Origin of the sequence: Cytobacillus sp. (assembly GCF_964223445.1) — a bacterium.
Classification (GTDB): domain Bacteria; phylum Bacillota; class Bacilli; order Bacillales; family Cytobacillaceae; genus Cytobacillus.
Map to the genome: position 1 here is coordinate 1 of NZ_CAXQGS010000072.1, position 26919 is coordinate 26919.

Annotated in this window: 27 protein-coding genes; 15 read left to right on the forward strand and 12 right to left on the reverse strand. The window is 39.8% G+C overall.

All coding sequences use genetic code 11. From position 1 onward, the window contains the following. The 7 genes from ACEQ1T_RS13360 to ACEQ1T_RS13390 all read left to right on the forward strand — a co-directional run. Positions 1 to 781: TCP-1/cpn60 chaperonin family protein (locus tag ACEQ1T_RS13360; protein ID WP_370223313.1), on the forward strand; the 781-nt coding region annotated here is incomplete at its 5' end. Positions 782 to 1056: 275 nt separating this feature from the next. Beyond that, complete coding sequence (gene nikA / locus ACEQ1T_RS13365) at positions 1057 to 2682, forward strand: nickel ABC transporter substrate-binding protein (RefSeq protein WP_370223315.1); 1626 nt, start codon at positions 1057 to 1059, stop codon at positions 2680 to 2682. Between the two features lie 18 nt (positions 2683 to 2700). Continuing rightward, a complete protein-coding gene (nikB, locus tag ACEQ1T_RS13370) occupies positions 2701 to 3645 on the forward strand; it encodes a nickel ABC transporter permease subunit NikB (protein ID WP_370223316.1) in 945 nt (314 codons plus the stop codon). Beyond that, positions 3642 to 4472, forward strand: coding sequence for a nickel ABC transporter permease subunit NikC (gene nikC / locus ACEQ1T_RS13375; RefSeq protein WP_370223317.1), 831 nt, complete (start codon positions 3642 to 3644; stop codon positions 4470 to 4472). The genes nikB and nikC overlap by 4 nt, the downstream gene beginning before the upstream one ends. A 20-nt stretch (positions 4473 to 4492) precedes the next feature. Beyond that, positions 4493 to 5320 carry an ABC transporter ATP-binding protein gene (locus ACEQ1T_RS13380; RefSeq protein ID WP_370223318.1) on the forward strand — a complete coding sequence of 276 codons (828 nt, stop codon included), beginning with the start codon at positions 4493 to 4495 and terminating at the stop codon, positions 5318 to 5320. Between the two features lie 33 nt (positions 5321 to 5353). Further along, positions 5354 to 6172: a nickel import ATP-binding protein NikE gene (gene nikE / locus ACEQ1T_RS13385; RefSeq protein WP_370223320.1), complete on the forward strand. Its 819-nt coding sequence runs from the start codon at positions 5354 to 5356 to the stop codon at positions 6170 to 6172. A gap of 476 nt (positions 6173 to 6648) precedes the next feature. Further along, entirely contained in the window at positions 6649 to 8007 is a 1359-nt protein-coding gene (locus tag ACEQ1T_RS13390) for an MATE family efflux transporter (protein ID WP_370223322.1), read from the forward strand. A 323-nt stretch (positions 8008 to 8330) separates the two neighbouring features. On the opposite strand, the gene ACEQ1T_RS13395 is transcribed toward ACEQ1T_RS13390, so the two are convergent. The 3 genes from ACEQ1T_RS13395 to ACEQ1T_RS13405 all read right to left on the reverse strand — a co-directional run bounded on the left by ACEQ1T_RS13395 (position 8331) and on the right by ACEQ1T_RS13405 (position 10446). Next, complete coding sequence (locus ACEQ1T_RS13395; protein WP_370223324.1) at positions 8331 to 9515, reverse strand: DUF4317 domain-containing protein; 1185 nt, start codon at positions 9513 to 9515, stop codon at positions 8331 to 8333. A gap of 261 nt (positions 9516 to 9776) precedes the next feature. Further along, positions 9777 to 10073 (reverse strand): YwqI/YxiC family protein, encoded by a 297-nt coding sequence (locus ACEQ1T_RS13400; RefSeq protein WP_206845939.1) that lies wholly within the window; start codon positions 10071 to 10073, stop codon positions 9777 to 9779. A 16-nt stretch (positions 10074 to 10089) separates the two neighbouring features. Further along, positions 10090 to 10446: a DUF5082 family protein gene (locus ACEQ1T_RS13405; RefSeq protein WP_206845941.1), complete on the reverse strand. Its 357-nt coding sequence runs from the start codon at positions 10444 to 10446 to the stop codon at positions 10090 to 10092. A 212-nt stretch (positions 10447 to 10658) separates the two neighbouring features. Between ACEQ1T_RS13405 and ACEQ1T_RS13410 the strand changes: the two genes are divergently transcribed. The 4 genes from ACEQ1T_RS13410 to ACEQ1T_RS13425 all read left to right on the forward strand — a co-directional run bounded on the left by ACEQ1T_RS13410 (position 10659) and on the right by ACEQ1T_RS13425 (position 13663). Beyond that, positions 10659 to 11834, forward strand: a complete 1176-nt coding sequence (locus ACEQ1T_RS13410; RefSeq protein WP_370223326.1) for a ribonuclease YeeF family protein — start codon at positions 10659 to 10661, stop codon at positions 11832 to 11834. Positions 11835 to 12320: 486 nt separating this feature from the next. Next, positions 12321 to 12488: a helix-turn-helix domain-containing protein gene (locus ACEQ1T_RS13415; RefSeq protein WP_009790653.1), complete on the forward strand. Its 168-nt coding sequence runs from the start codon at positions 12321 to 12323 to the stop codon at positions 12486 to 12488. Next, positions 12485 to 12751: a hypothetical protein gene (locus ACEQ1T_RS13420; RefSeq protein WP_009790652.1), complete on the forward strand. Its 267-nt coding sequence runs from the start codon at positions 12485 to 12487 to the stop codon at positions 12749 to 12751. Before ACEQ1T_RS13415 ends, ACEQ1T_RS13420 begins: the two co-directional genes overlap by 4 nt. Before the next feature lie 93 nt (positions 12752 to 12844). Then, a complete protein-coding gene (locus ACEQ1T_RS13425) occupies positions 12845 to 13663 on the forward strand; it encodes a hypothetical protein (protein ID WP_035400728.1) in 819 nt (272 codons plus the stop codon). Positions 13664 to 14023: 360 nt separating this feature from the next. Here ACEQ1T_RS13425 and ant(6) read toward each other — a convergent pair whose 3' ends face one another. Continuing rightward, on the reverse strand, positions 14024 to 14884 hold the full coding sequence (gene ant(6) / locus ACEQ1T_RS13430; protein WP_035400726.1) for an aminoglycoside 6-adenylyltransferase: 861 nt from the start codon (positions 14882 to 14884) through the stop codon (positions 14024 to 14026). A 106-nt stretch (positions 14885 to 14990) separates the two neighbouring features. Between ant(6) and ACEQ1T_RS13435 the strand changes: the two genes are divergently transcribed. Both ACEQ1T_RS13435 and ACEQ1T_RS13440 read left to right on the forward strand, forming a co-directional pair. Further along, entirely contained in the window at positions 14991 to 15140 is a 150-nt protein-coding gene (locus ACEQ1T_RS13435) for a hypothetical protein (RefSeq protein ID WP_009790649.1), read from the forward strand. Continuing rightward, on the forward strand, positions 15140 to 16630 hold the full coding sequence (locus ACEQ1T_RS13440; protein ID WP_040047648.1) for a recombinase family protein: 1491 nt from the start codon (positions 15140 to 15142) through the stop codon (positions 16628 to 16630). The genes ACEQ1T_RS13435 and ACEQ1T_RS13440 overlap by 1 nt, the downstream gene beginning before the upstream one ends. Positions 16631 to 16636: 6 nt before the next feature. Here ACEQ1T_RS13440 and rlmD read toward each other — a convergent pair whose 3' ends face one another. From rlmD to ACEQ1T_RS13465, 5 genes are all read right to left on the reverse strand, one after another. Continuing rightward, entirely contained in the window at positions 16637 to 18022 is a 1386-nt protein-coding gene (gene rlmD / locus ACEQ1T_RS13445) for a 23S rRNA (uracil(1939)-C(5))-methyltransferase RlmD (RefSeq protein WP_370223328.1), read from the reverse strand. Between the two features lie 21 nt (positions 18023 to 18043). Beyond that, positions 18044 to 18904 (reverse strand): DNA-3-methyladenine glycosylase, encoded by an 861-nt coding sequence (locus ACEQ1T_RS13450; protein ID WP_370223330.1) that lies wholly within the window; start codon positions 18902 to 18904, stop codon positions 18044 to 18046. A gap of 273 nt (positions 18905 to 19177) precedes the next feature. Continuing rightward, positions 19178 to 19969 carry a delta-lactam-biosynthetic de-N-acetylase gene (pdaA, locus tag ACEQ1T_RS13455; protein ID WP_370223331.1) on the reverse strand — a complete coding sequence of 264 codons (792 nt, stop codon included), beginning with the start codon at positions 19967 to 19969 and terminating at the stop codon, positions 19178 to 19180. 119 nt (positions 19970 to 20088) lie between these two features. After that, positions 20089 to 21642 (reverse strand): fumarate hydratase, encoded by a 1554-nt coding sequence (locus tag ACEQ1T_RS13460; protein WP_370223333.1) that lies wholly within the window; start codon positions 21640 to 21642, stop codon positions 20089 to 20091. A 187-nt stretch (positions 21643 to 21829) separates the two neighbouring features. Next, entirely contained in the window at positions 21830 to 22012 is a 183-nt protein-coding gene (locus ACEQ1T_RS13465) for an SE1561 family protein (RefSeq protein WP_009335760.1), read from the reverse strand. 173 nt (positions 22013 to 22185) lie between these two features. Here ACEQ1T_RS13465 and ACEQ1T_RS13470 point away from each other — a divergent pair, with 173 nt between their 5' ends. Next, on the forward strand, positions 22186 to 22704 hold the full coding sequence (locus ACEQ1T_RS13470; RefSeq protein ID WP_370223335.1) for a DUF421 domain-containing protein: 519 nt from the start codon (positions 22186 to 22188) through the stop codon (positions 22702 to 22704). A 13-nt stretch (positions 22705 to 22717) separates the two neighbouring features. On the opposite strand, the gene ggt is transcribed toward ACEQ1T_RS13470, so the two are convergent. Together ggt and ACEQ1T_RS13480 are read right to left on the reverse strand one after the other, a co-directional pair. Next, complete coding sequence (gene ggt / locus ACEQ1T_RS13475; RefSeq protein WP_370223337.1) at positions 22718 to 24424, reverse strand: gamma-glutamyltransferase; 1707 nt, start codon at positions 24422 to 24424, stop codon at positions 22718 to 22720. Positions 24425 to 24564: 140 nt separating this feature from the next. Beyond that, on the reverse strand, positions 24565 to 25194 hold the full coding sequence (locus tag ACEQ1T_RS13480) for a YtxH domain-containing protein (protein ID WP_206842390.1): 630 nt from the start codon (positions 25192 to 25194) through the stop codon (positions 24565 to 24567). A 169-nt stretch (positions 25195 to 25363) separates the two neighbouring features. Here ACEQ1T_RS13480 and yfkAB point away from each other — a divergent pair, with 169 nt between their 5' ends. Beyond that, the gene (yfkAB, locus tag ACEQ1T_RS13485; protein WP_370223339.1) at positions 25364 to 26479 is read left to right on the forward strand and encodes a radical SAM/CxCxxxxC motif protein YfkAB; all 1116 of its coding nucleotides are present in this window, start codon (positions 25364 to 25366) and stop codon (positions 26477 to 26479) included. Between the two features lie 39 nt (positions 26480 to 26518). On the opposite strand, the gene ACEQ1T_RS13490 is transcribed toward yfkAB, so the two are convergent. Further along, a partial coding sequence (locus ACEQ1T_RS13490) for a YfkD family protein (protein WP_370223340.1) occupies positions 26519 to 26919 on the reverse strand: 401 nt, incomplete at its 5' end.

Here is a 26919-nt window from a genome sequence, read left to right on the forward strand (position 1 = left end):
AGCTATGCTTGAAGATATCGCGATTCTGACTGGCGGTGAAGTAATCACTGAAGAGTTAGGCCGTGACCTTAAATCTGCTACAATCGACTCTTTAGGACGCGCTTCTAAAGTGGTTGTTTCAAAAGAAAACACTACGATCGTTGAAGGTGCTGGAGACAGCGCGCAAATCGGCGGCCGTGTGAACCAGATCCGCACTCAAATGGAAGAAACTACTTCTGAATTTGACCGCGAGAAATTACAAGAGCGCTTGGCTAAGCTAGCTGGCGGTGTGGCCGTGGTTAAAGTTGGTGCTGCTACTGAAACTGAATTGAAAGAGCGCAAGCTTCGCATCGAAGACGCCCTTAACTCTACACGTGCTGCTGTAGAAGAAGGCATCGTTTCCGGTGGTGGAGTTGCCCTTCTAAACGTATACAACAAAGTGGCTGCTATCCAGGCAGATGGCGATGAAGCTACAGGAATCAACATCGTATTGCGTGCGATGGAAGAGCCTGTACGCACAATTGCACACAATGCAGGCCTTGAAGGTTCTGTAATTGTTGACCGCTTAAAGCGCGAAGCAGTTGGAACAGGCTTCAACGCTGCTACTGGCGAGTGGGTAAACATGATCGAAGCTGGTATCGTTGACCCAACTAAAGTAACTCGTTCAGCTCTTCAAAACGCTGGATCTGTTGCAGCTATGTTCTTAACTACTGAAGCAGTAGTTGCTGACAAGCCGGAAGAAAATGCTGGCCCTGCAATGCCTGACATGGGCGGCATGGGTGGAATGGGCGGCATGATGTAATCTGCCCTCAACCCTTGATTTATAAGGATTTGTTGGTAAGGTAAGAGTGACTGAATAACATTTGTTAACATAATGGAGGCTTCCCAGTAATTCTCGAATTACTGGGAAGTTTTTTTATTTTTCACTCGACGCTAATTAACACGAAAAAACTTTTGGGACAATGAACCTGCATGTCCCCTAATACTTTGTGATAACTTGAAATTAGATTGACATTAAGATGATTCAACTCTAATATTGATAATAGTTATCATTATCAACGTGAGAGGAGCATATTTATGTCAAACCGAATAAATAAAAAACGGTTTTTAGTTATGTCTGTAATTATTCTTATTTTATCTATAGCTTTACTCGGCTGTTCAAGCGAATCGGTAGAAAATTCAGATTCATCAGGCAAAAGTAATAATATGATTACTTTTGCTTGGCCTAGAGATATAGGTGAAATAAATCCTCATGTTTACAATCCATCTCAGTTATTTGCTCAATCCATGGTATATGAACCTTTAGTTAGCTACCAGGATGGAGGAGAGTTAAAGCCGCATTTAGCAGAGTCTTGGAAGATTTCTGAAGATGGGAAAGAATATGTATTTAACCTACGCCAAGATGTTAAATTTTCTGATGGCACAAATTTTAATGCTGACATTGTGAAAAAGAACTTTGATGCAATACTAAAGAATACAGACATGCATGGTTGGTTAGGATTTATTCCAAAGATTGATCAAACAGATGTCATAGATGAATATACATTCAAATTAACATTAAAAGAGCCATATTATCCCACTATTCAGGAATTAGCAGTTGTACGTCCAGTCCGTTTTCTAGGAGAAGCTGGTTTCCCTGAAGATGGTGACACTTTAAAGGGTGTAGAACAACCTGTAGGTACGGGTCCATGGGTGTTAGATGAATATAAAGTAGATGAATTTGCTGTTTTTAAACGGAATGAAAATTATTGGGGAGAACTGCCAAGTGTAGAGAAAATTAAAGTTAAAGTCATTCCTGATGCTGAAACACGCGTCCTTGCTTTCGAAAAAGGGGACTTAGACCTTGTTTATGGTGAGGGTGTTATCAGTATAGATTCTTTCAAGCAATTAGAATCTACTGGTTCCTATGAAACAAGCATCTCTGAACCAGTTGCTACTAGACAGCTGGTTATGAATACGAATAAAGAACAGCTTTCAGATGTACGTGTTCGTCAAGCATTACATTATGGATTTAACAAACAAGCAATGGTTGAAGGTGTGACATCTGGCTTGGAAGAGAAGGCTGACTATATCTTGCCAACAAACTTACCTTACACTTCAAATGTTGATACGACCACGGTTGAATATAATGTAGAAAAAGCGAAACAATTATTAGATGAAGCAGGCTGGATTTTGCCAGAAGGTAAAAATGTACGTGAAAAAGACGGGAAACCACTTGAAATTGAATTAATGTATAACTCTGCTGAAGTAATCCAAAAAACAATGGCTGAAACATTACAGTCTGAGTGGGCGGGTTTAGGTGTAAAACTAAATATTGCCGGAGTTGAGCTTACCACTCAAGTGGAAAGATTCAAAGCTAATGAGTTTGATATGAATTTCTATAGTAACTTTGGTGCTCCATATGATCCGCATACTTTCGTAAACATGATGGCCACAGAAGGATTTGGATTTAGAGAAGCGATTTCATCCTATCCTAACAAAGAAGAGTTAATGAACCAAATAGCTGAAGTTCAACAAACAACGGATGAAAACGAGCGTCAACAACTTTACACGGCAATTTTAGGCTCATTACAAGAGCAAAGTGCCATTGTACCTATTTCGTATATTAAGAAAATAGCAATTTATCAAAGGGATGTTGCTGATTTTAGATTCCCTGGTAACCGAGATGAACATCCATTTACAGGGATTAGCGTAAACGAGTAAGCGACAGGAGAGGTTTTCATGGGTACTTATGTCTTGAAACGTATAATCACCATCGTTCCAATTTTTCTTATTGCCACTCTGCTAACATTTGGAATGATTAACCTATCCCCAGTGGATCCAGCAGAGGCATACTTCTCTGCAGCACATATCCAAGCGACAGACGAGATGCTGGATCAAAAAAGACATGAGTTCGGATTAGATCAACCTCTTCTAATCCAATATGTGAACGCCCTTATTAAGATATGCCAACTTGATTTTGGCATATCTTATGTTACGAATAAACCAGTATGGGAAGAGATTTCTTCGCGAATGCCAGCAACTATTCAGCTAACATTAGGCAGTCTATTGATTGCAATTTTAGTGAGTGTCCCTTTGGGGTTTTTAGCAGGTATAAAGAAGAATAGTGGAATAGATCATTTTAGTCGATTCCTCTCTTTTATAGGGGCATCGATCCCAGCATTTTGGCTTGGATATTTATTCATTTTTTTCTTTTCTGTAAAACTAGACCTTTTCCCAGTAGAGGGTACGGGAACTTGGAAACATTTAATTTTACCTTCAGTCACATTGGCTTTCCCTTTAATAGCTTTATATACTCGCCTGTTACGTACAAGCGTTCTTGAAAATTCACAAGAGTCTTATGTACTTTTTGCGCGGACGAGAGGTATTCATGAAAAAATCATAATGGGAAAGCATGTATTAAGAATTGCCATTTCTCCTATGATTACTGGTCTTGGAATGAATTTAGGAAACTTATTGACTGGAGCTATTATTGTTGAGGCAGTCTTTTCGTGGCCAGGGTTTGGGCGGTATTTTATCGAGGCTATTTTTAACCGTGATGTTCCTGTTATCCAGGGCTATGTGGTATTAGCAGCAGGAATATTCCTTATAAGTAACTTAATTGTGGACCTTATCCAAATGTATATAGACCCTCGTATTTACAGAAAAGGAAGGCAGTATCAATGATAGCAATGTTTCGTGATATATTAAAAAGTCAAAAAATGATCATCACATGTTTCCTAATACTGTGCATATTACTTATGATCTCAATATTCGCTCCGTGGCTGGCACCTAACGACCCTATCGCTATCAATTTAACTCATAAACTACAGCCACCTTCTTTGGATTACCCATTAGGAACAGACCATTTAGGTCGATGTATGTTTTCACGTATCCTATTTGGGACAAGAATTTCGCTGGGATTTGCTTTCCTAATTTTTATTTCAGCTTTAAGTATGGGTTTATTAATTGGTATCATATCTGGGTATATAGGTGGTTGGGTTGATCAATTGTTAATGAGAATTGGTGATGGCCTGATGGCGATTCCAAGCCTTTTGTTTGTTCTTGGATTTGTTGGAATTTGGGGAGCGGGCCTTAAACAAGTTATTTTAGGATTAATCCTCGTACAATGGGTTTATTACGCAAGGGTAATTCGAGGAATGGTTCTAAGCCTGAAGGAACAGAACTATATTACTGCAGCTATAATCAGTGGTTCTTCTACATGGATTATCATGAAGAAACATATTATTCCTAACGTTCTTCCATCCCTAGCGGTAATGGGAACATTAGAAATGGGTTGGGCGATTATGAATTTATCATCCATGTCCTTCTTAGGCTTAGGTGTACAACCCCCTTCTCCAGAGTGGGGGGCGATGATTCATGAAGGGAAATCATATATCAGAACGAATCCAGCATTAATGATTTATCCGGGTTTAATGATCATGCTAGTCGTTGTGACCTTTAATTTATTAGGTGAATCACTATCAGAACGTTTTGGGGTTAAACGCCGCTAATGAAAAAGGACTGTTGAATAATGGATGTAAATGAGCGAGACATTTTAAATGTTAAAGACTTACATGTGCAAGTAGCAACCGAAAAAGGTTTTTCCACACTTGTTCAGGACATAAATTTTGGAATTAAAAAAGGAAAGATACTTGGGCTTGTTGGGGAAAGCGGCAGTGGTAAAACGGTTACAAGTATGTCTATCCTGCAGCTGCATGATAAGAAAATGGATATTAGAGGGAGTATTACCCTACAAGGCAGGGAATTGAATGGTCTCGAAAACAAAGAAATGCGGAAAATTCGAGGGAAGGATATTGCTTTTATTATGCAAAATCCAATGAATGCTTTTACACCAGTTTTTACGATTGGTCATCAATTTGTTGAAACCATCAGATCTCATACCACATTAAAGAAAAAGCAAGCAAAAGAGCTTGCGATTGATGTAATGCAAAGTATAAATTTGCCAGATTCTGATAAATTATTAAAAAACTATCCTTTTGAATTAAGTGGAGGTATGCTTCAACGAGTGATGATTGCAATGGCTGCATGCTTAAACCCTTCCGTTATAATCGCGGATGAGCCAACTACAGCACTAGATCTTCATAGCCAATCATTAGTACTCCGTCTATTAGATAAAATTCGTTCTGAATATGGAACATCTATTCTACTCATTTCTCATGATCTTGGCGTTATTTCGGAAATGGCGGATGATGTAATCGTTATGCAGCAAGGGAGAATAGTGGAAGCAGCGAATGTGTTAGAATTATTTGATAATCCACATCATGAGTACACGAAGAGGTTGCTGAGGACAAGACCGAGCTTATATTCTCAGAAACAGTCCTATACCTATATGTTATGATAGGCCCATTGAATCTTCCAAGGGGTGAAACCATTGAGCTTGCTACAGGTAAAACAAGTAAGTCTTAGCTTTAATTCTAAGAAGCTTTTTATAGGAAAAGATCAATCACAAAAAGTGCTTAATGATATTTCCTTTGCTATTGAAGAGGGAACATGTTTAGGTTTAATTGGAACCAGCGGAGCCGGTAAAAGTACCTTAGGGAAAGTAATTCTCGGGATTCAGCGTCCACAGCAAGGCCAGGTTTTGTTTCAAGGGTATGACATTTATAAGGCGGATAAAGCTACCCAACATAAAATACGACGCGACCTCCAAGTTGTATTTCAGGACTCATACTCAGCTGTTAATCCCCGAATGACAGCTGAACGTATTATCAGCGAGCCGTTGGAAAACTATAGGAAACTAACCAAAAGGGAACTAAGAAGAACAGTTAGTGAGCTATTAGAAAGAGTAGGATTAAGCGAAAAGGATCTAAAAAAATACCCGCACCAATTTAGCGGAGGACAATTGCAAAGGATAAATATTGCTAGAGCAATCGCTCTTAAACCGAAGTTAATCGTTCTAGACGAATCAGTTAGTAGTTTAGATATGGTTACACAAAGCTTAATTTTAGAACTATTAAGCGAATTAAAAGATGACTTCGGCTTATCTTATCTTTTTATTACACATGATATTAAAGCAGCCTTTTCAATTTCTGATAAAATTGGTGTGCTTGAAAAAGGGGAATTGATCGAGCTTTACGATTCAAAAGAACAATTTTTTTCATCAAAACACCCTATAGTTAAACGATTAAGAGACTCCATCCTTGCAGAACATCCACGCTTTCGTACACTTACAACGGGCAAACTGGGTTAACATAAACAGAGTATAAGCTTCGTGAAGTCAATAAATAAAACATAAAGTTTGATACTAAAGACTGCTCCAAAATATCCTAAACGAAATTTCCGTCATTATATCCTCGAAGCAATAAGCAGATGTATTCCACGAGATGAAGATCTATTTTTAGATGAAAGAGGATGGATAAGATTAATGGATAAGGACAGGGAAACCTGTCTTTTTCTACATTTTGAAAGAAATTATACTTAAGCTACTAGGTTATTAATTATCTCACTACTCGTTTGGTTAGGATGTATAGGTGTTCTTTTAGCAGGAATATTTTATGATGGGATAGAAAATCTTCGGATCTTATGGATGCGCTCCAAAAAATCGAGATATAAATATTGTTAACGTTTAAAATTGATTAAAATTTGCTCATGGTGTAAGAAGATTGTAGAAATTCCAAATTCAAGCAACTTCAATTGATTAAGTTATGGATAAAGTAGGAGGAATTTATGAGATTGGCAACAGATTCAATGGTCTTAAATAACACTACAACATCCTGTAGCCACAGGGAATATTTAGTGTTGGCCATTCCACTCATTATATCAGGCATTTCAACACCAATTTTAGGGGCTGTTGATACTGCAGTGGTTGGAAGGATTCCCAACCCGGCTTCAATAGGTGGAGTTGCTGTTGGGGCCGTTATATTTAATACAATGTATTGGCTGCTTGGATTCCTGCGAGTGAGTACAAGTGGATTTACAGCTCAGGCAGAAGGAGCAAATAATCAAAATGAAATGGTATTATCCTTACTTAGGCCAATGATTTTAGCTATTTTGTTTGGCTTGTTTTTTATCATTTTACAGGGTCCCATTTTGGACATTGCCTTATCATTAATTGGAGGAAGTGAAGCGGTATCATTCTTTGCTTCCACCTATTTTTCTGTTCGAATTTGGGGAGCACCGTTTATTCTGCTTAGCTACGTGATTATTGGTTGGCTTATTGGAATGGGGAAGGTTCGCTTAGCTTTGGCTACTCAAATATGGATGAATGCCTTAAACATTATATTAGACCTTGTTTTTGTTTTAGGGTTAGGGTTGGGAGTTAAGGGCGTTGCTTATGCTACTCTTATAGCTGAGGTTAGTGCTGTTGTGTTAGGAGCATGGCTTCTTTATTTGACCAATAGAGAGAAATTAGCCAATATAAAGTTATCAATGCTGCTAGAAACTGAACCAATTCTAAAAATGATGAAAATGAACCGAGATTTATTCCTGAGGACTGTATGTTTGCTCACAATGACCATAATTTTTACTTCTATAGGTGCAAGTATGGGCGAAGTTACTTTAGCAGCCAATGCCATCTTACTACAAATTCACTATATAATAGCTTATTTATTTGGCGGTTTCGCAAATGCTTCTAGTATATTGGTCGGCAGAGCTATAGGTGGGGTAAATTTGTTTCTTTATAAGCGTGCGTATACTCTTTCCGCTCAATGGGGATTAGGCTCGGCCATACTTTTGAGTTTAAGTTTACTTATTTTCGGAGAAAGTATAATCGCCTCATTTACGACAATAACAGAAGTAAAAGCTATGTCAGAAGACTTCCTTGTATGGATGCTTGTGTTTCCCATCCTTGGTTTCTGGGGTTTGCAGCTAGAAGGAATTTTTTCTGGTGCTACTGAAGCAAAATCTATCCGGGATTCCATTGGTTTAGCATTGATTGTCTTTTTAATTGCGCTTTGGGTGTTTGTACCTCATTATAAAAACCATGGATTATGGATCGCCTTTGTCGTATTTAGTTTATTTCGGTCTTTCTTTTTATCTTTATTTATTCCCAAATTAACTCGTGAAAAATTTACTAATAAAAACTAAACTCTAGAATTCAATTACCTTAGTAATAACGCTTATAGAATGCTACATTTTGCTAACGCAATCCAGCAGAAATAGTAATATATCGTTAAAGATGTTATAGACAAAATATAGAAAAACCTTGAGATATCGCACCTTTCAAAACCATGTTAAAAATATTACACACTCTCACCTTAGGGGCGGCATGATGTAATTTAAAGCGTTGAACCCAAAGTTTTAAAGCATCATCCATCAGGACATATGGACAGGTATCTTGTCCCTGTGATCCCTAAACTGCTATAACTCAAACAAAAAAGGAATTCCTATTCGGGAATTCCTTTTTTTATTTATTCTTTATCCGAACCCCCGCCAAATGTTTCGGGAATCATGGTGAAGCCTTCAATCACGGTATCTTCTTCCACCTCGATCATCAGGTAACGCTTGCCATCAAAATGGACTTGTTTGACATATCTCAGGTCTTGCGGGCAGATGGATATGTTGGCTGCCTTCGTGCTGATTTTTATTGATTTTGAATTGTATTTGGGCAGGACGCTGCTTGCCTTTATTTCATATTTGTCATCATCGATGATTTTTTGATAAGCAGATTGGACCTTTTCTGAGTTAATATCTTCGAGACCGCTCACCTTTAAAACACGTTCTACGTCTTTGGAATCCAGCTTCGGCGGTTCATCCTCTTCGTTTTCCACGATCATCCGGTTAATCTCTTCATATACGCTGGAAAGTGTTGATGTGCTTAGCTGATCTCCTGTTACGTCTTTAATAATTTCCTCAAAAACGATTTTATCATCCTGCGCCGTCATCGTTTCTTCCCCGTTTAAAACGTCCTCTATGAACAGGTGGTCGGGCTCATGGACCTTGCCTGCTGAATACAAGACATGATTGACATCAGCAGCATGATCGGTGAAGCAAGGAAATAGGAACCCTGAAATTGGTGCTTTGAGGTTGATAATCGGATCAACAGTAAAATGATATTTAAATTCCTTTTCTACATAGTCAAAAAGCAGTTCTTTCTTCGGTTCCTGCGTGTTATTTATGCTGCAGAGAATAAAGGGATGAGAATATACGGCATCCCTTTCACTTTCCTCGGCTTCTGCATTGCGGCGTTTCATTGGCTTAAGATATTCCCCGCGAATGAACGTAACGACAATATCCTTTTCATATTGCCGGATTCCCAGCATTTTGCCGACTATCTGAAGCATTTGATCCATCCAGCCTTCAGCATCACTGCTTAGCAATCCTTGATGCAGGATGAGCTGACTGCTGTTTTCGGCATCCCGCTGAAACTTTAATTCAAAGAGCTTTTCATCCAATTGGCCGCCCAGCAGCTTTTTGAAGTTATCCATAAACAGCTCCTGCTGATCCTGGTCCAGCATTTCAAAGGGCTGGCTCTCATAATGATAAATCTCGCTTGATTCCTTCATAATATAGACATTAAAAATATCTGAGATCTTTAGTAAGTCATTATTTAACTTAAATTGTTTCCGAATCTGTGCGATGTCTTTCTTGTTCACGGTTAAAATCCACTCCTAAGCTGCCCAATATGCATATTTACTAGAATAACAAAATACATCAGCTCTATAAATTATTATTTATTTTCGTTTTTTGATAAGGGTTTTTTAATGGAGATTTGAAAGAGGGGAGGTGACTGTAGAATCCTGATATTTTGGCAGCATTGAGGGTATAAAAAGAGACTTCCCATAAGTTGAGCAATACTTGTGTGAAGCCTCTTATTTTATGAAAAAGGGTTGTTGAACTATCACACGGCAGCTGTGCTAAGGCATTCTTTTTTGTGCACCGCTCTGTATACCCCTGGAAAGCAGCCGATCCGATTCATCTAAAAATTGCACGGATTGTCGCGTTGTTTCTTCGTTTTGCAGCAATACAGATTTATACGTCTCTGTCACCTGCTGAAGCTGCCTATTTAAAACATTCAATTTATTGATGAAATCAAGGACATTATTCTCCCCAATAGTGGATGGAAGGAATGGCTGGAGCCCGTTAGCGGAGGCTTGAAGTTTAGAGAGTGCCTGTTCTATTTCGCTTATCCTTAGCTTAATCTCAGTATCCATTCTCAGTACCTCCTCATTATTTCTTCGACCTCTCTGCTGCAAGCTGTGCTTCCAGGGAAGCGATCGTTTGTTTGATAGAATCGATTTCCTGCTGGATCTGCTGCTGCTTCCGGCTTATGGCTGAAAACACTTCATGAAACTGATTTGATTCAAGGTCAGTGTAACTCGTAAGCATTTGTTCAAACCGGATATCCTCAAATTCATCTGCCAGCTTTCCCTGCCAGGTAAAAGGGGAAAGATCAGGCTTTGTGACGGTATGCCGATAGTGGTTAAACTCCTGCTGTTTTCCTTGGAGCTCTCCCTCACAGGCCAGCAGTCTCTGCTGATCACTTTGTTTCTTCGCCAATAAACTGTAGTAATATCCTAAAGACATGAATATTCACCTCTATATACTGCCATTTTCATATTATTAAACCGGAAAAAAGAATCCATTTTACTATATCACAGGGAAATAATGTAATAATGATACATTTTCCTTATTTTAGTCATTCTGTCGATGGGTATATATTACTGTTTTATACAAAAGTGTAAAAATAATCCTATTCGTAATAAAATTACTCTAATCTTTAGTGTAAAGTATAGATTATGGAAAATTCTAGTGAGGAGCTCTCTGAAGCGCCTCTATTCCAGTTGTCGAATGGCAGGAGGCGATTTATACTGAAGGTATTAGATGCGAGTGAGTTGCATAGCCGATTGAAGGAGCTTCAACCCAGTCTGCACTCCTTAGAAGAGCAGATAAGAAACATTGCGCGTGATGTAGAAGGTATTACCTCGCTTGAGGACTCCTTTCGAGGAGAGGGAGCAGCCGCTATTCAGGCTTTCTTCCAGGAATGTCATTCCCCTTTTCTCTTATTTTTTGAAGGTTTTCTTGCAGACTATCAAAATACTTTAAAAAGAATAGCTTCTTCCCTTCAGATGCTCGAGCCGGCAAGCAATGGATTCATCCGTCAGAACTTTTTGGATGGAGAAGCGGCACAGGGCCTGGTGAAAACAGAATTTATCACTAATAGCCTAACGGAAGAGACCAATGCGGTATTACAGAAAGTTTCTGATATTGTCAGTCTCCCTCACCTGCAGGATGGGGAGTTTTCGGCACATGTAAGGAGAGCGGAACTTCACCGGAGAAATACGGTTGATCATCTTATGACCTTTGACAGCCAGCAAACACTGGCTCTTGATCCAATTGAGCAGGATCTTCATCTGATGAAGACATACATCAATGAAATTTCCAGCCTCTTTCAGAGTGGAAATCTTAGCATTTCCGGATATTCCGTCAAGCAGCTTCAATCCAGTCCAATCTATGGAGAGCTTTTAGAAGGGATCAGGCATAAAGCAGGAAATTCCAGGCGTTCTCCGGAATTCTTTAAAGAACTCGGCGTAACGGCCCTGGGTCAGATTCTGCCGCCTGGTGCTTATTCCATCTGGGCTATCTGGCAGAGTACCTACGAAAGAAAGACCATCCACTATCAGTTAAGAGCATTGAAAGCTTTTGCAGAGCTAAACAGTAACGAAATCAGCCCGGAGGAATTCGCCACCCTGAGCGGCAGAGAGATCCTGACTGTTGATGTTATAGATGAGCATGGCATCGGCAGCCAGAATCAGGGCGGAAAGTTTCATCTCTATGAGGACGGCCGGATCGTCAGGGAATTCTATGGGGAAAAAGGAACAGTCTACGAATTCGTCGACTCCATTCCAGAAGACCGCGTGTGTTGTGTACTTTTAACAGACAAAAAAAACAATATTGGTGACTATACTACTTAACCTGTGGGGCGGTAAACATGAACCGCTCCATTTAATTTTAGAACTAAAAGACATCAAACTCACCTTTATAACCATACCCACTACCGAATGAATTGGTTATTTTCTAATCAATAACCGTAACCCTTGTTCCCTCCGCACCAAATTTTTACAAACTTGTTCTGTACGTCATCCCCTCACTATCTCAGTTAAAACCTTTAAAATAGGTGTCCCTTTTCTCTTCTATTCATTTTTTTCCAACTATCCTTTTTTGTTCCGCTAGTATCTATAAAGAAATATGCTTAGATACCTTCATTCTTCTTTATAAAATACCTACATTCGCCCTGCCCCAACGCCTAAAATATATTTTCTTATGACGTACAACTGACCTTATCAAGGCTAATTTTATCAGAATTAGGAAAATATATTCCGTTTTACGTACTTTGTTAGATTTTTTTATTTCTTTCTTATATTGATATTGAAGAAATAAAACTAGGAAGGTGAATTATTATGAAAATTCTAACCGTAAGCGAAGTCGCTGAACTACTCAAACTATCAAAATGTAAAGTCTATGCACTTGCTAAAAGCGGAGAAATTCCAACTAAAAAAGTTGGTGGGTCTATCAGAGTTGTTCAGGAAGAACTAGAGAACTTTTTAAAAGGTGGTGAGGTTAAATGACTATAAAAAATTTATCTCATACTCTTACCCTTGAACAAGCTGCGAGAGTTCTTGAGAAGTTTAGGATTGTTTTCACTGTCGAGGGGGTTAAGACAAAGATACAACTACAACAACTGACCGCCATTTCTAAACCATATGAGGATAGGAGATATTCAGGCTATCCTTATTTAGTTCTAATCAGTTCTTTAGTAGATTACCTGAAAGATAAAGGCTATACAGATGAGGATATAATGGACGCTTTACCTGATGGTATAGAAATCTAATCTCCCACCCTTTCGGTGGGTTTTTTTATGCAACAACTAGGACTCATGCAACGATTACTAAAAGGACTTCGACAATCACAGGAGGTTTTTGAAATGAGTATTCCAATGATAAACACAATTACAGGTGAGACGGTTAACGTAGCGACTTATTTGACAGAAGAAGGTAAAAGGGAAAGGGAGGAAAGACAAAGAAAAACCGCTTATAGGAATAATAAAGTTATTCCTTTTGTAGCATGTTATCTTGACCCTATCAAAGAGGTTACGCAACATCTATCATTAATCGAAGGTGGAGCGGTTATGAAACTTCTTCACTATTTAAAGCAAAATGGGAAAGGAAAGCTATCTAGAGAAGGTAAACTCTTAAATCAAAAAGACCTACAAACAATACTAGGTAGGGGAGCAACGCAGACAAAACAAATAGTAAAAAGGCTTGAATACCTTTCTATACTAATTCCAATAAAAGAAGGACGTTCCAAAGTCTTTTACATTAATGAAAACTTCCATTGTATGGGTAAACTATTAAATAAGCCCTTTACAAAGCTACTTAAAGGGCGGTTAAGTACGATTGTTGATAGGTTACCACTAAATCAATTAGGTTTTCTTTATAAGATTTTGCCCTATTTCCACTTTGAAAAATGCTTTCTTTGTCATAACCCTAACGAAGAGGACTTTAGTGTCATCAGGAAAATGAACAGAAGTGATTTAGCTAAAGCTATTAACCACGACCCTGATGAACTTACTAAAATTGTAAAGAGCCTGGCAAAAGAAGGGTTGATTATGACTACTGAAAGTCGTGGTAGTTTAATGTATTATGTACATCCTGACCTAATGTATAGAAAGGATAGTGACGGACAGGACGACTATACAAGCTGTTTAAGGGGAATGTTTGAGGAACATTTTAAAAATGAATAACCCTATAAAACAGGGTTCTGTACGTACGAGGAAAACCGACTGTATTAGGCATTCTATACAGGAAAAACCGCCCCTATTAAACTATGTAAAAACGTTTATTTGACCTAGAGCCACAAGGGGTTCTAGGTTTTTCTTTTTAACATAGACTCTTAATTCTTAGAAGGATAAAGGTAATAGGTTAAACTTGTGTGTATCCCTCCGCTTTGCTACGTGGATACACACCAATAATTAACAGGGTCGCTCCGCTCCCCTAATAATAAAGACTATTTTATTTTTCATATAGATAAAATAATTAGGGCACGAACGTAGTGAGTGACCTGTGCACCTTGACCGTAGCGTAGCGGAGGGGAAGTGCACCAATTAAAATTGAGTATATTTTTTACGTATACTTTCTATGTACATGCTCACTTTTTCATCATAATTAGGATATTTAAAACCAAATGTTTCTGCAATAAAGTGGGATGTTTCTCTAAATAATTCAATACTAGTATTAAGTGCTTCCCACATTTTTTTATAAGAGCCCATATCGTAAGTAGATAAAACTTTATTCCACATGTCTTCAGAAATATATTCTTTCAAGAACTTATCAGATTTTCCTATGCTTAAAGAAAAACCTGTTTCCATTCCAACTTTCCAACGCAACATGGTGTGCAAACTTGGACGAAATGCATTATTCATGATATCAATAGCAAAGAGAATTTCCCTTCTCGCAAGACCTTTTACAACATATGTAGATGTCATCCAAAACTCATTACAACAGTCATCAAATGATTGTTCGCTTGGTTTTTGAATGTGGTACATGCTATCTGTCGGAATAACTGAATTTTGAATTAGATTATCTTTATCCAATAACACTTCAACTAGTCCATCGCTATTTTTGAAATAGTCTTCATATTCATTAAGTGGAATAAGTGTTAGGTCAATTTTCGTACCGTCTTCAAAAATCATTAGATACGAGTACCAATTACCTAGTTCTGGAGGATACAATTCCATTGCTTCTGGTTTTTGCATAATTATCCTTTCACCAAAAGAACTTAACCAATCGTCACTTTTTTTGAAATAATCCATATCTGTAACAAAATAACTAAAATCATAATCTTGAAATTCGTCCTTCGGAATATTTGTATTTGTTAGTGAACCCTCAAGAGTAAAGAGTCTAATTTTTTCACAATTAAGAGCAAAATTCATTCCTAAGTCCATCATTTCTTTCTTACTTCTCAATATAATCACCTCAATAGATTGTTATTAAAATTATAATGCATTAAAAAAATTTATCGCAACTCTTTCAACCCATAGAACGATTGCTAGGGCGAAAGGAGAGATAACAATGAACATTCAAAGAGTGTATAAAGGGACACAAGACTTTAAATCTTTAATCATTAGCCAATTAGAAAAAGAAATTGAAAAACTGGTGGCTGCCGCTTACAATGATAGACAAGTAGATATAGTCGCCATTAATAATGGAGGGCGACAATAATGAAAATAGCGGGATACATTCGTGTTTCAACTAACAATGAGGGTCAAAAAGAGTCACCTGAAAACCAAAGGCATATGATTTTAGACTATATTACTGAAAATCAACATGACCTATATGACTTCTACACGGATATTCAAACAGGAACTACTGACAATCGTGAGGGGTTAAAAAGACTCATACAAGACGCTGAAAACAGGGAATTTGATGTCATTGTAGCAAAGGAATTAAGTAGATTAGGTCGTAATGTAGAGTTACTTTATCAACTAAAGCGAGTTGCCGACACTAAAGGAGTTCGCTTAATCACTTTAGATGGTAAAGTTGATACACAAGACTTTTCAAAACAAGCTATGTTCGGTCTTTATGCTTGGATTTATGAAAGTGAAAGTCAACGTATAAGCGACCGTATTAAGTCTGTATTTCACATGAAGTATAAAAGTGGAAAATTCTTGGGTAGTGTTCCCCCATACGGATATGGACTGAAAGACAAAAAGCTAATAATTAGAGATGATTATACCGTTAGTGTAGTTAAGGACATCTTTGAAAAATACCTTGAAGGTTGGGGACATGACAAAATAGCTAGATATCTAACTAATAACGATATTCCAACACCTTCACAGGTTATAGGAAAAGCCAATTCAGGTCTTTATTGGCAGGGTTCTACTGTTAAAAAGATATTAAAGAACCCCCACTATGTAGGAGACCTTGTACAGGGCAGAGAGACCACAATGAACGTGACTAATAAGACACGTAAAGTAAACGACAAAAGCGAATGGATAACCATTTCTGACGCTCACGAGCCTATCATACCAAGAGATGTGTTTGAACAAGTACAAAGCCTACTAGAGCAAAAAGCTAAAAGAGGTCGGGGTGGTACTAGAAAGCAAAAACATCTCTTTACCAATATCGCTTATTGTTCTGACTGTGGTAAATCCATGCACTATAGAATAAATCGAAAGGGTTATATTTGTGGCTCTTATGCCAAACATGGTAAGAAAGCCTGTTCTAGTCATGTAATTAAAGAGCAACTGTTAAAAGAAATAATCCTCGATGATTTAAAAAAGATGGCTGATGACTTAGAACACCCTAACTTAGAAAGCAAGATTAAGAAAAAAGTAAGAGCCACAGCAAAACAGAATGAGTCAAGATTACAGTCCATTGAGAAAAAAATCCAAAAGCAAATGGAGTTAAAGCACAATGCTTTACAGAAATATATTGCCGATGATATTTCAAAGCAGGACTATGATGACTTTGTAAATACAGTACAGGAAAAGTTACAACAATTAGAAATAGAAAAGGCAGAGATTATAAGCGCCATTGATAGTAAAAAAGCAGCTATTAAAATCTCTGCTATCTTGGAACAACTAAAAGCGTTTTTAAACTTCAATACTCTAACAACTGAGATGTTATTACGTTTTGTTGAAAAGATTGAAGTAACTGAAAATAAAGACGTTAAGATTTACTACAAATTTGCACAGGTTGAGGGGTTATAATCCCCCTCAATCATTTTTTAAAACTAACTGTGAAATGCACTCTACATGCGCCGTCTGGGGAAACATGTCCACAGGCTGTATGCCATTTACTTTATATTTGGAGCTCAAGACTGAAATATCCTTTGACAATGTAGATGGGTTACATGAGACATAAACCACTTTCTTCGGCTGGACTTTTAAAATAGTTTTTAACAGCTGCTGGTCCAGCCCTGTTCTTGGCGGATCGACGATGATAACATCCGGACGCCATCCTTCTTTTGTCCATTTCCGAAGCCATTCTTCTGCTTTGCCAACCACGTATTGGGAATGTTTAATTCCATGCCGTACAGCATTTTTCTTAGCGTCCTCAATGGATTCTCTGATGATATCCATGCCGCGGATTTCGGCTGCCTGATCGGCTACCCATAGTCCAATCGTTCCGACGCCGCAGTATGCGTCAGCTACTTTTTCTTTGCCGGTCAAAGCCGCTGCTCTTTTGACTTCATTATAAAGCTTCACTGTCTGTTCAGGGTTCAGCTGGAAAAATGTCCTGGCTGATAGTTCAAACTGAAGATCTCCAAGTGTTTCCTGGATAAAGTCGCTTCCGTCCAGATTCATGGTTTCCTGTCCAAAAATAAGGGAGGTTTTTTCACCATTCACATTTTGGATGATTGATTTTACTTCAGGTAGCTCGGTTTTGATTTTTTCTATAATGATCTCTTTCTTTGGAAGCTCTTTTTGAGTTGTGATCAGTACAATCTGAAGCTCTCCTGTCTGGATTCCCACCCTGGCAACGATTGTCCTTACGATGCCTTTTCGGCTTCTTTCATTATAGATTGGGATTCTCAAATCCTGGAGAATCCGTTTCACTGCTTCAGTCGCCTTTGTTGTTTGCGGATGCTGTACCGCACAGTGCTCAATATTAATCAGGCGGTGCGAATTCATGCCATATAATCCGGCAAGCACCTTCCCGTCTTTTTGGCCAACCTGGAACTGGCTTTTATTTCTGTAGCTCCACGGATCTTCCATTCCAATGGTTTCTTTGATATCCAGCTTCTCAGGATTCAGCTTTGTATGGCGCTCTAAAGCCTGAATGATGATATCCCGTTTCTCCTTCAGCTGCTGATCATAGCGGAGATGCTGCAGCTGGCAGCCCCCGCACTCATGATATACCGGGCATGGCGGCTGAACACGAAATTCCGACTTTTTGCGGATTTTCTTTATTTTCGCCTCAGCAAACTTCGGATTTACCTTTGTTGCTTCAGCTGTGATTTCCTCGCCGGGCAGCGCTCCCGGAACAAAGACGACCTGCCTTTTAAAATAACCGACACCTTCGCCATTGATGCCAAGCCTTTTGATTGTCAGCGGAAAAGTTTGCTTAAGTTTTAATTTAGCTGTTTGTTCTTGTTTCATGGTGCTCCATCACACTCCAAATTACTCGATACTTCTCCACAAATAAAGAGAAGCATAGCTTAAATAAGGATCCCAGTTCTTCGAAAATGTCTCCATTTCCTCCCGAGTCGGTTTCGCTTCTAATTTATATAATTTCTTTAAGGCATTCTGGATGCCTATATCTGCTGCTGGAAAAAGATTTGGCCGGCCAAGCCCGAACATCAAGAAGTTCTGAACAGTCCAGGGACCGACACCGCGCAATTTGATAAGTTTATCATAAATTTCTTCATCTGAAAGGTTTTTAAGCTCGTCAAAGTTTAATTTTCCCGCAGCCGTTTCTTTTGCGATGCCAATGACATATTCAGCCTTCCCTCCGCTGAACTGCAATTCCCTGAGGTCATCCACCTTAAGACCTGCCACTTTTTCAGGGAGCGGATAAAACCACACACCGTCCTTTTCAAATCCAAATGCTTTTACAAACCGTTCTGTTAATGTGTGGGCAAAAGCAAGATTAAGCTGCTGGTGAATAATGCATTTTAATATACAGTTATATGGATCAAAGTCGAGGACAATCGGAGTACCATAATGAGCATCGAAAATTGGCTGTAATTCCGTGTTTTGAAAATGTTTGTGAATTCTCTCAAGCGGCAGATGCCATTGAAAAATTTCCGATATGCGGTCAGCTGCTTTTTCTTTAAGAGGGCCCTCCGTTCCGGTTATTAAAAATTCCGGATTATCAGTCGTTCCGAATGCTTTTACTTCTGCCACAACCGGCTGATTGCTGAGCAGCATTGGCACTTTCACAGACCGATTTTCTATATCCACCTGATTAAGAGGATCATTCGAAAGCCTGTCCAGTACCAGATCAAAATTATAAGGTCCTTCTACCTGAATCTTTTCCAAAAGAGAATCCGTCCTTTATCATTTTCCCCGATTATAGCATTTTTTAAGGAAGTTTTACTAAATAGGCTGTAAAAATAGGAAGAAACCCGAAGAATGGGCATCCCCGGGTCTTTGAAGAATAAAAATTTCCTATAGTTAACGGTCAGAATTTCATTTTATCGGTCAGGTTTTTCTGTTTATCGGTCTGTTTCCAAATATATCGGTCACTTTTGAAAGTTTATCGGTTAACTATCCGATTTATCGGTCACTTGTTGATATACCGGCTTTGAAAAATCAGTACAGCATCCTCTCCCCAATTGCCTGTTCCCATGTCAGGTCATCAAGGCTCTTAAAGGTATATCCGCGTTTTTTCAGATCCTGTATGGCTTTTTGGAGAGCATCGGCATTGTCCTTTGAAACAGTGTGCAAAAGAAGGATACAGCCTGGATGGATCTGGCGCATAATATTGTCGTAAGAATACTGCCAGCCCTTTTGACGGTCTGTGTTCCAATCGACAAAGGCCAGTGACCAGAAGACATGAGTGTAGCCCTCCTTCTTAGCCAAAGCCAAAGTGCGTTCGCTGAAAATGCCGCGAGGCGGACGCAAGTAAGACATATGCTTAACACCTGTAAGCTTTTCGTTTTCAGCACGGACCATTTCAAGCTCTTTGATAAATTTTTCATCGCTCACTCTTGTCATATCAGGATGATGCCAGGAGTGATTACCTATGATATGCCCTTCAGCTGCCATCCTCTTTACAAGATCGGGTGCGCTTTTTAAATAATGTCCTGTTACAAAAAAGGCAGCAGGAACGTCTTCCTTTTTCAGAACATCTAAAATTTGCCCTGTATAGCCGTTTTCATATCCATTATCAAATGTTAGATAAATGTCTTTTTTTCTTGTATCGCCTTTATAATAGGAACCATGTCTTTCAAGCAGTGAGTCGAGCGGCTTTCCTGCTTCGGCAGGCACTTCATTTTTTGCTTTTTTGAATCCCCAGTGAACCGGCGAGTTGCCATAATTCGCATAAGCTGTCCCGGAAAAAAACAAAATAAAAACACTCAGGAAGATACTTAATTTTTTCATCTGAGCTCCTCCAATATTTTTTCTTAGTGTTTGTGAATGTAATAAAAACATTCGCAGGGATCATTGGCAAAAAAATGCACAAAAAAGAGAGGCCAAACAGCCTCTCTCCCGTTCATCTATTAGAAAACACGCTCTTTAAATTGAGCCAATTTCTCAAGTGAAGATTTATCTACATCCCTATGAAGACTGTTTCCATGGGAATCCATTGTCACAACTGCAGTAAAGCCTTCAACCTTCAAGTGCCACATTGCTTCCGGAATACCGAATTCCATGAGGTCTACGCCTTCAACCGATTTGATGCAGTCAGCATAATATTGTGCTGCTCCGCCGATTGCATTTAAGTAAACACCGCCATGTTCCTGGAGTGCTGCCAGGGTTTTCGGACCCATTCCGCCTTTACCGATAACAGCGCGAATGCCAAACTTTTTCATGATATCGCCCTGATATGGCTCCTCACGAATACTTGTAGTCGGTCCAGCAGCTTTTACATGCCACTTGCCGTCTTCATCCTTCATCATGACCGGGCCGCAGTGGTAAATAACCTGCCCATTAAGATCAACTGGTGCATCATGGTCCATCAAGTGGTGGTGAATGGCGTCACGGCCCGTGTACATCATGCCGTTGATTTGAACCACATCACCGACCTTAAGATTGCGTATCTGTTCTTCAGTGATCGGTGCCTGCAATGTCACGATGTTTGTTTGCTCTGCTGATTCTGCTGCTGCCGCTGTCTCAAGTTCGGCTTCAGAAGCACCAAAATCGATATGCTCGCCTTCCTGGTACATCCATTCATTAATTTCACCTGTTTCCATGCTGATTGCTGCGCCAAGGCGGCGGAACGCCCAGCAATTATAGGCAACAGATACGAAGAAGCTTGCAGGAATACGGTTCATAACACCGACTTTACAGCCTAAAAGGGTGGTTTCCCCGCCGAAGCCCATTGTTCCGATTCCTAACTCATTTGCATTCTCCATCACGTAATCCTCGAGTTTGCGGAGGTCTTCATTAGGATTCACATCATCTACAGAACGGAACAGCTGCTCTTTCGCCAGGTCATAGCCAGAAGAGCGGTCTCCCCCGATGCCGACACCGATAAAGCCGGCACTGCATCCCTGTCCCTGCGCCTGGTATACAGAGTGCATGATGCATTTGCGGATTCCATCAAGGTCTCGTCCAGCTCTGCCAAGGCCTTCAAGTTCGCAGGGAAGACTGTATTGGATATTTTTATTTTCACAGCCGCCGCCTTTAAGAATCAGGCGGGCGTCAATATAATCCTTTTCCCATTGTTCAAATTTAATGACAGGTGTCCCAAAGCCAAGATTGTCCCCGCTGTTGGCGCCAGTTAAGGAATCCACAGAGTTCGGGCGAAGCTTTCCGTCCTTAGTCGCCTGAGCGATTGCGTTTTTGATCGCTTCCTTCATAACCAGCTGGTTAGCACCGACTGGCGTCTTGATTTTGAACGTCGGCAATCCGGTATCCTGGCAAATTGGCGACACATTATCATCAGCCATTTTAATATTATTCGTAATGGTATCTAAGCTCATCGCCGCTCTCGTGCCAGCATTTTCTCTTTCTTTCGCTGATTTGATTGCACGGCGCACATCACGCGGAAGATTAGTGGATGTCTCAACAATCAGCTGATACATGCTTTCCTGAAATTTGTCGATATTCATTGCTTTAGTCCCCTTCCCTTTGCTCCCTATATAGCTTATATCTTTTATGAAAATTACAATTATTAATCGTCTACCATTATACTCCTATCTGATGCGTATTTAAAGACAAAGGTTGCAATCGTTTACAGGATGAAAGAGGAAATTTCCAAATCAATTTCCATAAAAAAAGAGCCATCAGGCTCCTATTTTAATCGCGGTTATTAAATTCACGGCATTTGGATTCGAGGTCATCGATCATCGCAATAAGACGGTCGATGTCTTCGATTTCGGTGTCTTCCGGCTCAATAGCTTCCAGTACATCCAGGAACATATTTAAGCGCTGTTTTAGAAAAGTAACCTGTGAATTCTTATCTTGAATCGGACTGCCCAAAACGTTCTCTCCTTTCGTCTCGATTACATCCTACATGAAATTAGTTATTTCAGCAAATAAGTATTTTACTTAATATACCCTCTATTGGCTTCATGCAATATAAAAGAATCATTAATCGTCCGTTTACTGCCTTCCTATAAAAGGAATAAGAACCATATAGAAGGGAGGCACTCATGCTTTTTTCCAGCTGGCAGGATTTATGGAGAGTTCTTTCTATTGGAGCTATGAGCTATATTTTTCTGATTCTGTTCCTGAGAATATCAGGAAAACGGACCTTAACAAAAATGAATGCATTTGATTTAGTGGTAACAGTGGCCCTTGGGTCTACTCTGGCGACTATTTTCCTTAACAAACAGGTGTCACTTGCAGAGGGGCTGACTGCATATGTTCTATTAATTGGCATGCAGTATACAGTAGCCTGGCTTTCTCTTCATTCATCCAAATTCAATGAATTCATTAAATCCAGTCCTGAACTGCTTTATTATCAAGGACAATTCATAGAGTCAGCCTTAAATAAAAACAGGGTTTTGAAATCAGAAATTATACAGGCTATTCGTTCCAATGGGTATTCCTCAATGGAAGGTGTTGAGGCAGTTGTATTCGAGACTGACGGAAGTATGTCAGTCATTAAAAGGAGCAGCTCAAGCAACAAGATGAACACGCTTTCAAATATTGACCCAAAGAAAAGCTGATGCCAGGCGGGCATCAGCTTTCTAATTGCTCCTCTGTAATTCCGGCTGCCTTTCCTTCACGGCTGGAGTCAGCCGCGCCATACAGACGGCCTTTCTTCCGGTCGATCTGAATGGCCTGAACATTTCCGATCCGGCTTGGCTTATCGCCAAATTCAAATCCGCTTGATTCCATCTCGCCTTTGGATTCCATGCTTATTCCCGGCTCCCATTCAATAAGCGGGCCAGTTGTGGCAAAGATCCGGGGCTCTTCAATGGCTTCCTTCAAATTCATTTTATGATCAATGATATTTACGATAGTTTGAAAAACTGAGCCAATAATGGTCGGTCCGCCTGGTGAACCAAGAGTTAGTACGGGCTGGTCATCCTTAAATATGATTGTCGGGCTTTTACAGCTGACTGGCCTTTTGTCGGGTTCTGGTTCATTAATTCCGCCAGGATTGGCATCAAAGTCTGTAAGCTCATTGTTTAATAAAAATCCGTAGCCCTTTACCATAATCCCTGACCCAAATGGATGCTCAACGGTTGATGTACATGCAGCAATATTGCCCCATTGGTCGACAACCGTGAAATGAGTTGTTTCACTTTTCTCTAAGTCATCAGGCTGACGAATAATCTGCTTTGGTTCGCCCGCTTGATATTTCCAGGGGTTTCCAAAATCTATTGCATCATTTCTTCTTTTAAAATTAATGGCTTTTACCCTTTCAGCAATATAATCATCATGTAGCAGTCCTTCTATAGGGAGATCAGAAAATTCTGGATCCCCTGAATAGGCAACTTTGTCCGCAAAAGCCAAACGCATAGCTTCGGTAATCAGATAATACTTTTCCCAGGACTTTGCGTCATATTGGCTTAAATCAAACCTCTCCAGCATTTTCAGTATTTGAATGACTGTTACACCGCCTGCACTCGGAGGAGCGGACGAAGCAATCTTATAGCCTTTATATTCGCCCCATATCGGTTCATCAATAGTAAGACGGTAATTCTTCAGGTCCTCAAGCGTCATAAAGCCGCCTTCCTCTTTTAACGTTTCTACGATGGCTTCGGCTATCTCTCCTTCATAAAAGGAGGCTATTCCTTCCTTTTGCAGGATCCGGAATGTCTTCGCTAAATGATCCTTGACCAGTCTGTCACCTTCCTTTAAAGATTTGCCTTCCGGAAAATAAAAGGCTTTGGCTTCCTCACCCAGCCTGTAATGAAAGTTCTGAAGTGCTTCCTCCATCACCCAGTTCACTTCCACACCGCTCTCTGCTGCATCTATTGCCGGCTGAATCAGATCGGCTAATGGCTTGGAACCGTGTTCTTTAATAGCTCTATCAAAAGCTTTTAAGATACCGGGAATCCCTACTGCTGTACCATGAGTAGAGCGTTTGCGAAAGTCGATCACTTTTCCATTGCCATCGAGGAACATCTCAGGATGCACGCCTTTTGGCGCCCTTGTGTGGCCATCATATATTTTTACATCTTTCTTTTTATTGTCGTAAACCATTAAAAATCCGCTTCCGCCAATGCCTGTCATCATTGGTTCTACTACATTTAAAGCAAATTGGATAGCAGCTGCAGCATCTACTGCATTGCCGCCCTCCCGCAGTATTTTTTCACCTATATCTGTGGCAACTGAATGAGGACTGACTACCATCCCCGCAGTTCCAACAGCTGTTTCTCTTTCGTAAGATTGTTTTTCCATATCCTTTGATAATGATTTCCCTCGTCTATAACCCATAAATGTAACCTCCAAAAAATGTCCTATACCTATAGTTAAGGGTTACCCCCTCCGTGTATATATAAAACAACCATCATTAGGAAACAGAACCAATAAAAAATCCTCCACTCATAAGAGCAGAGGAAATTTTATATTATTAATTATAGGTTATTGCTGTTCTTTTGAGTCTCAGGACTGTAAGTGACTGCACTTTCGCCACGCTCTACCGGAAAAGCAGTGTCTGAACTGCTCACTGAGCTTGTTGCCTGGTAGTTTGAACCAGAGGAAGTTCCGCCGTTTTCAACAGGGCTTTCCATTAATTCTGAACCTGCTTCCTTTACTTTTGAGCCGATATCAGCAAGCTCGCTTTTTGCTTCCTTAGCTGTTGACATGGCTTCGTTAGAAACTTCTTTTACCATATCCATGTTGCCGAAAACATCTTCGTTGACACGCTGGTACAAACTTTGGGCATCTTTTATGGCTTCTTTAAGAGTATTGGAAGCACTCTTAAACTGGTTAATCATATTTTCCTTTACATCTCCAGGATTTTCTTTCACTTCGGATATAAGATTTGCAGAAGAATCCTTTAGATCCATCGCTTTTGTTTTTACTTTTGTTCTTGTTGTACTATCCAGCATTGCTAAAGCACCGCCAATAATACCGCCAATGACAATCCCTTTCATCAGCTTGCTGTTTGGTCCGTTATCATGGTCATAATTCATGTCCTGTCCATAATCTGACCGCAAAGCAGTTGTTGTGTTTGCTGTATTATAAGTGTTATTCTGTTCCATGTTAAATCCTCCTCTTAAGTTAAAAAGTGTTTCGCGTTTGTTATTGAGTTAATTCCCGCAGGAGGAGAAATTAAACGTTTTTATATCATTTTTAGTACAAACTATCGATTGACAAGGGATATGAAAGATTAAATAATGACAAAGGACTTAGATTTAAAAGGAGATACATATGAAAACACAACTTTCACCTATCACACCGGAAAATGATCCATGGGAAGCTTATTCCGATATCGATCAGCACGGAAAATTGGTGCTTTCAAATATTGAATTCACAACAACTGTATTATGTAATATGCGCTGCGAACACTGCGCTGTCGGCTATACACTTCAGCCTAAGGACCCCGATGCCCTGCCCATTAATTTGATGCTTAAGAGGCTGGATGAAATTCCTCATTTAAGCTCATTGAGCATTACTGGCGGGGAGCCGATGCTTTCAAAAAAATCGGTTAAAAATTATGTTGCGCCGCTGCTTCGCTATGCGCACGAAAGAGGGGTCAGAACACAGATTAATTCTAATCTGACACTGGAGTTAGCCCGTTATGAAGAAATCATTCCATATTTGGATGTCCTTCATATTTCTCATAACTGGGGAACTGAGGAGGACTTTATTGAGGGCGGCTTTGCGATGATGGATCGAAAGCCGACAATCGAGCAGCGTCAGCGGCTTTTTTACAGGATGATTGAAAACAGCAGGGAACTCGTAAAAGCGGGGGTGATGGTTTCTGCTGAAACGATGCTCAACAAACGGACATTGCCTTATCTGGAAAAAATTCATAAACAGATTACAGAAGAAATGAATTGTCAGCGCCATGAGGTCCATCCGATGTACCCATCAGATTTCGCCTCATCATTAGAAACTTTAACTCTCGAAGAAATGAGATCAGCCATCCATCATCTCCTGGATATCCGGGATGAAAATACATGGATGCTGTTTGGCACCCTGCCCTTTTATGCGTGCAGCAGCAATAAAGAAGACCTGGAGCTTCTAAGAAGACTGTATTCCTCTAAAAATGTAACCGTCCGGAATGACCCTGACGGAAGATCACGGCTAAATATAAATATTTTTACCGGCGATGTCATCGTCACTGACTTTGGCGATACACCCCCGCTCGGAAATATCCAAACCGATCAGCTTGAGGATATTTATCAAAAATGGAGCAGAACTGAACTCGCTGATTCTCTGAACTGTCATTGTGCGGGGGTTAGATGCCTTGGCCCTAACGTTCTTGTAAAGAACAGCTACTATAAAGAAACAGATTTTAAAACAAGACGTTCGAATATCTAAAAGATTAAGCCAGCCTGTATAGTCAGGCTGGCTTTTTTATTATCTAGGCCTTTCCGAAACAAGAAACCCAAACGTCACATGATCCTGAATCGGAATCCAGGCACCTATTCCCTGTGAAGTGACATTTTTAATGACAATCATTTTCTTGCTGCCTTTTAACATCAAATATACTTCTCCATACGTTACTTTCCCCTTTTCGTTAATTGCAGGGGCATAACCGTATAGGTACCCTAATCTTTTGGGCGGAATGTTATAGATATGATCTTTTTTGGTGCCTGCTCCAACAATCGTCTCAAAAGCAAGAGGCAGACCGGATTTCTCCATGGCTTTGAGAAGCATCATCTTTTTTACATCCTCGGCATTGGGAACCTTGGCAGTCAGACCTCCGCGGACAACCTTTTGGGCTTCCTGTACGTAATGAATCTGGTATGGAGCCTTGC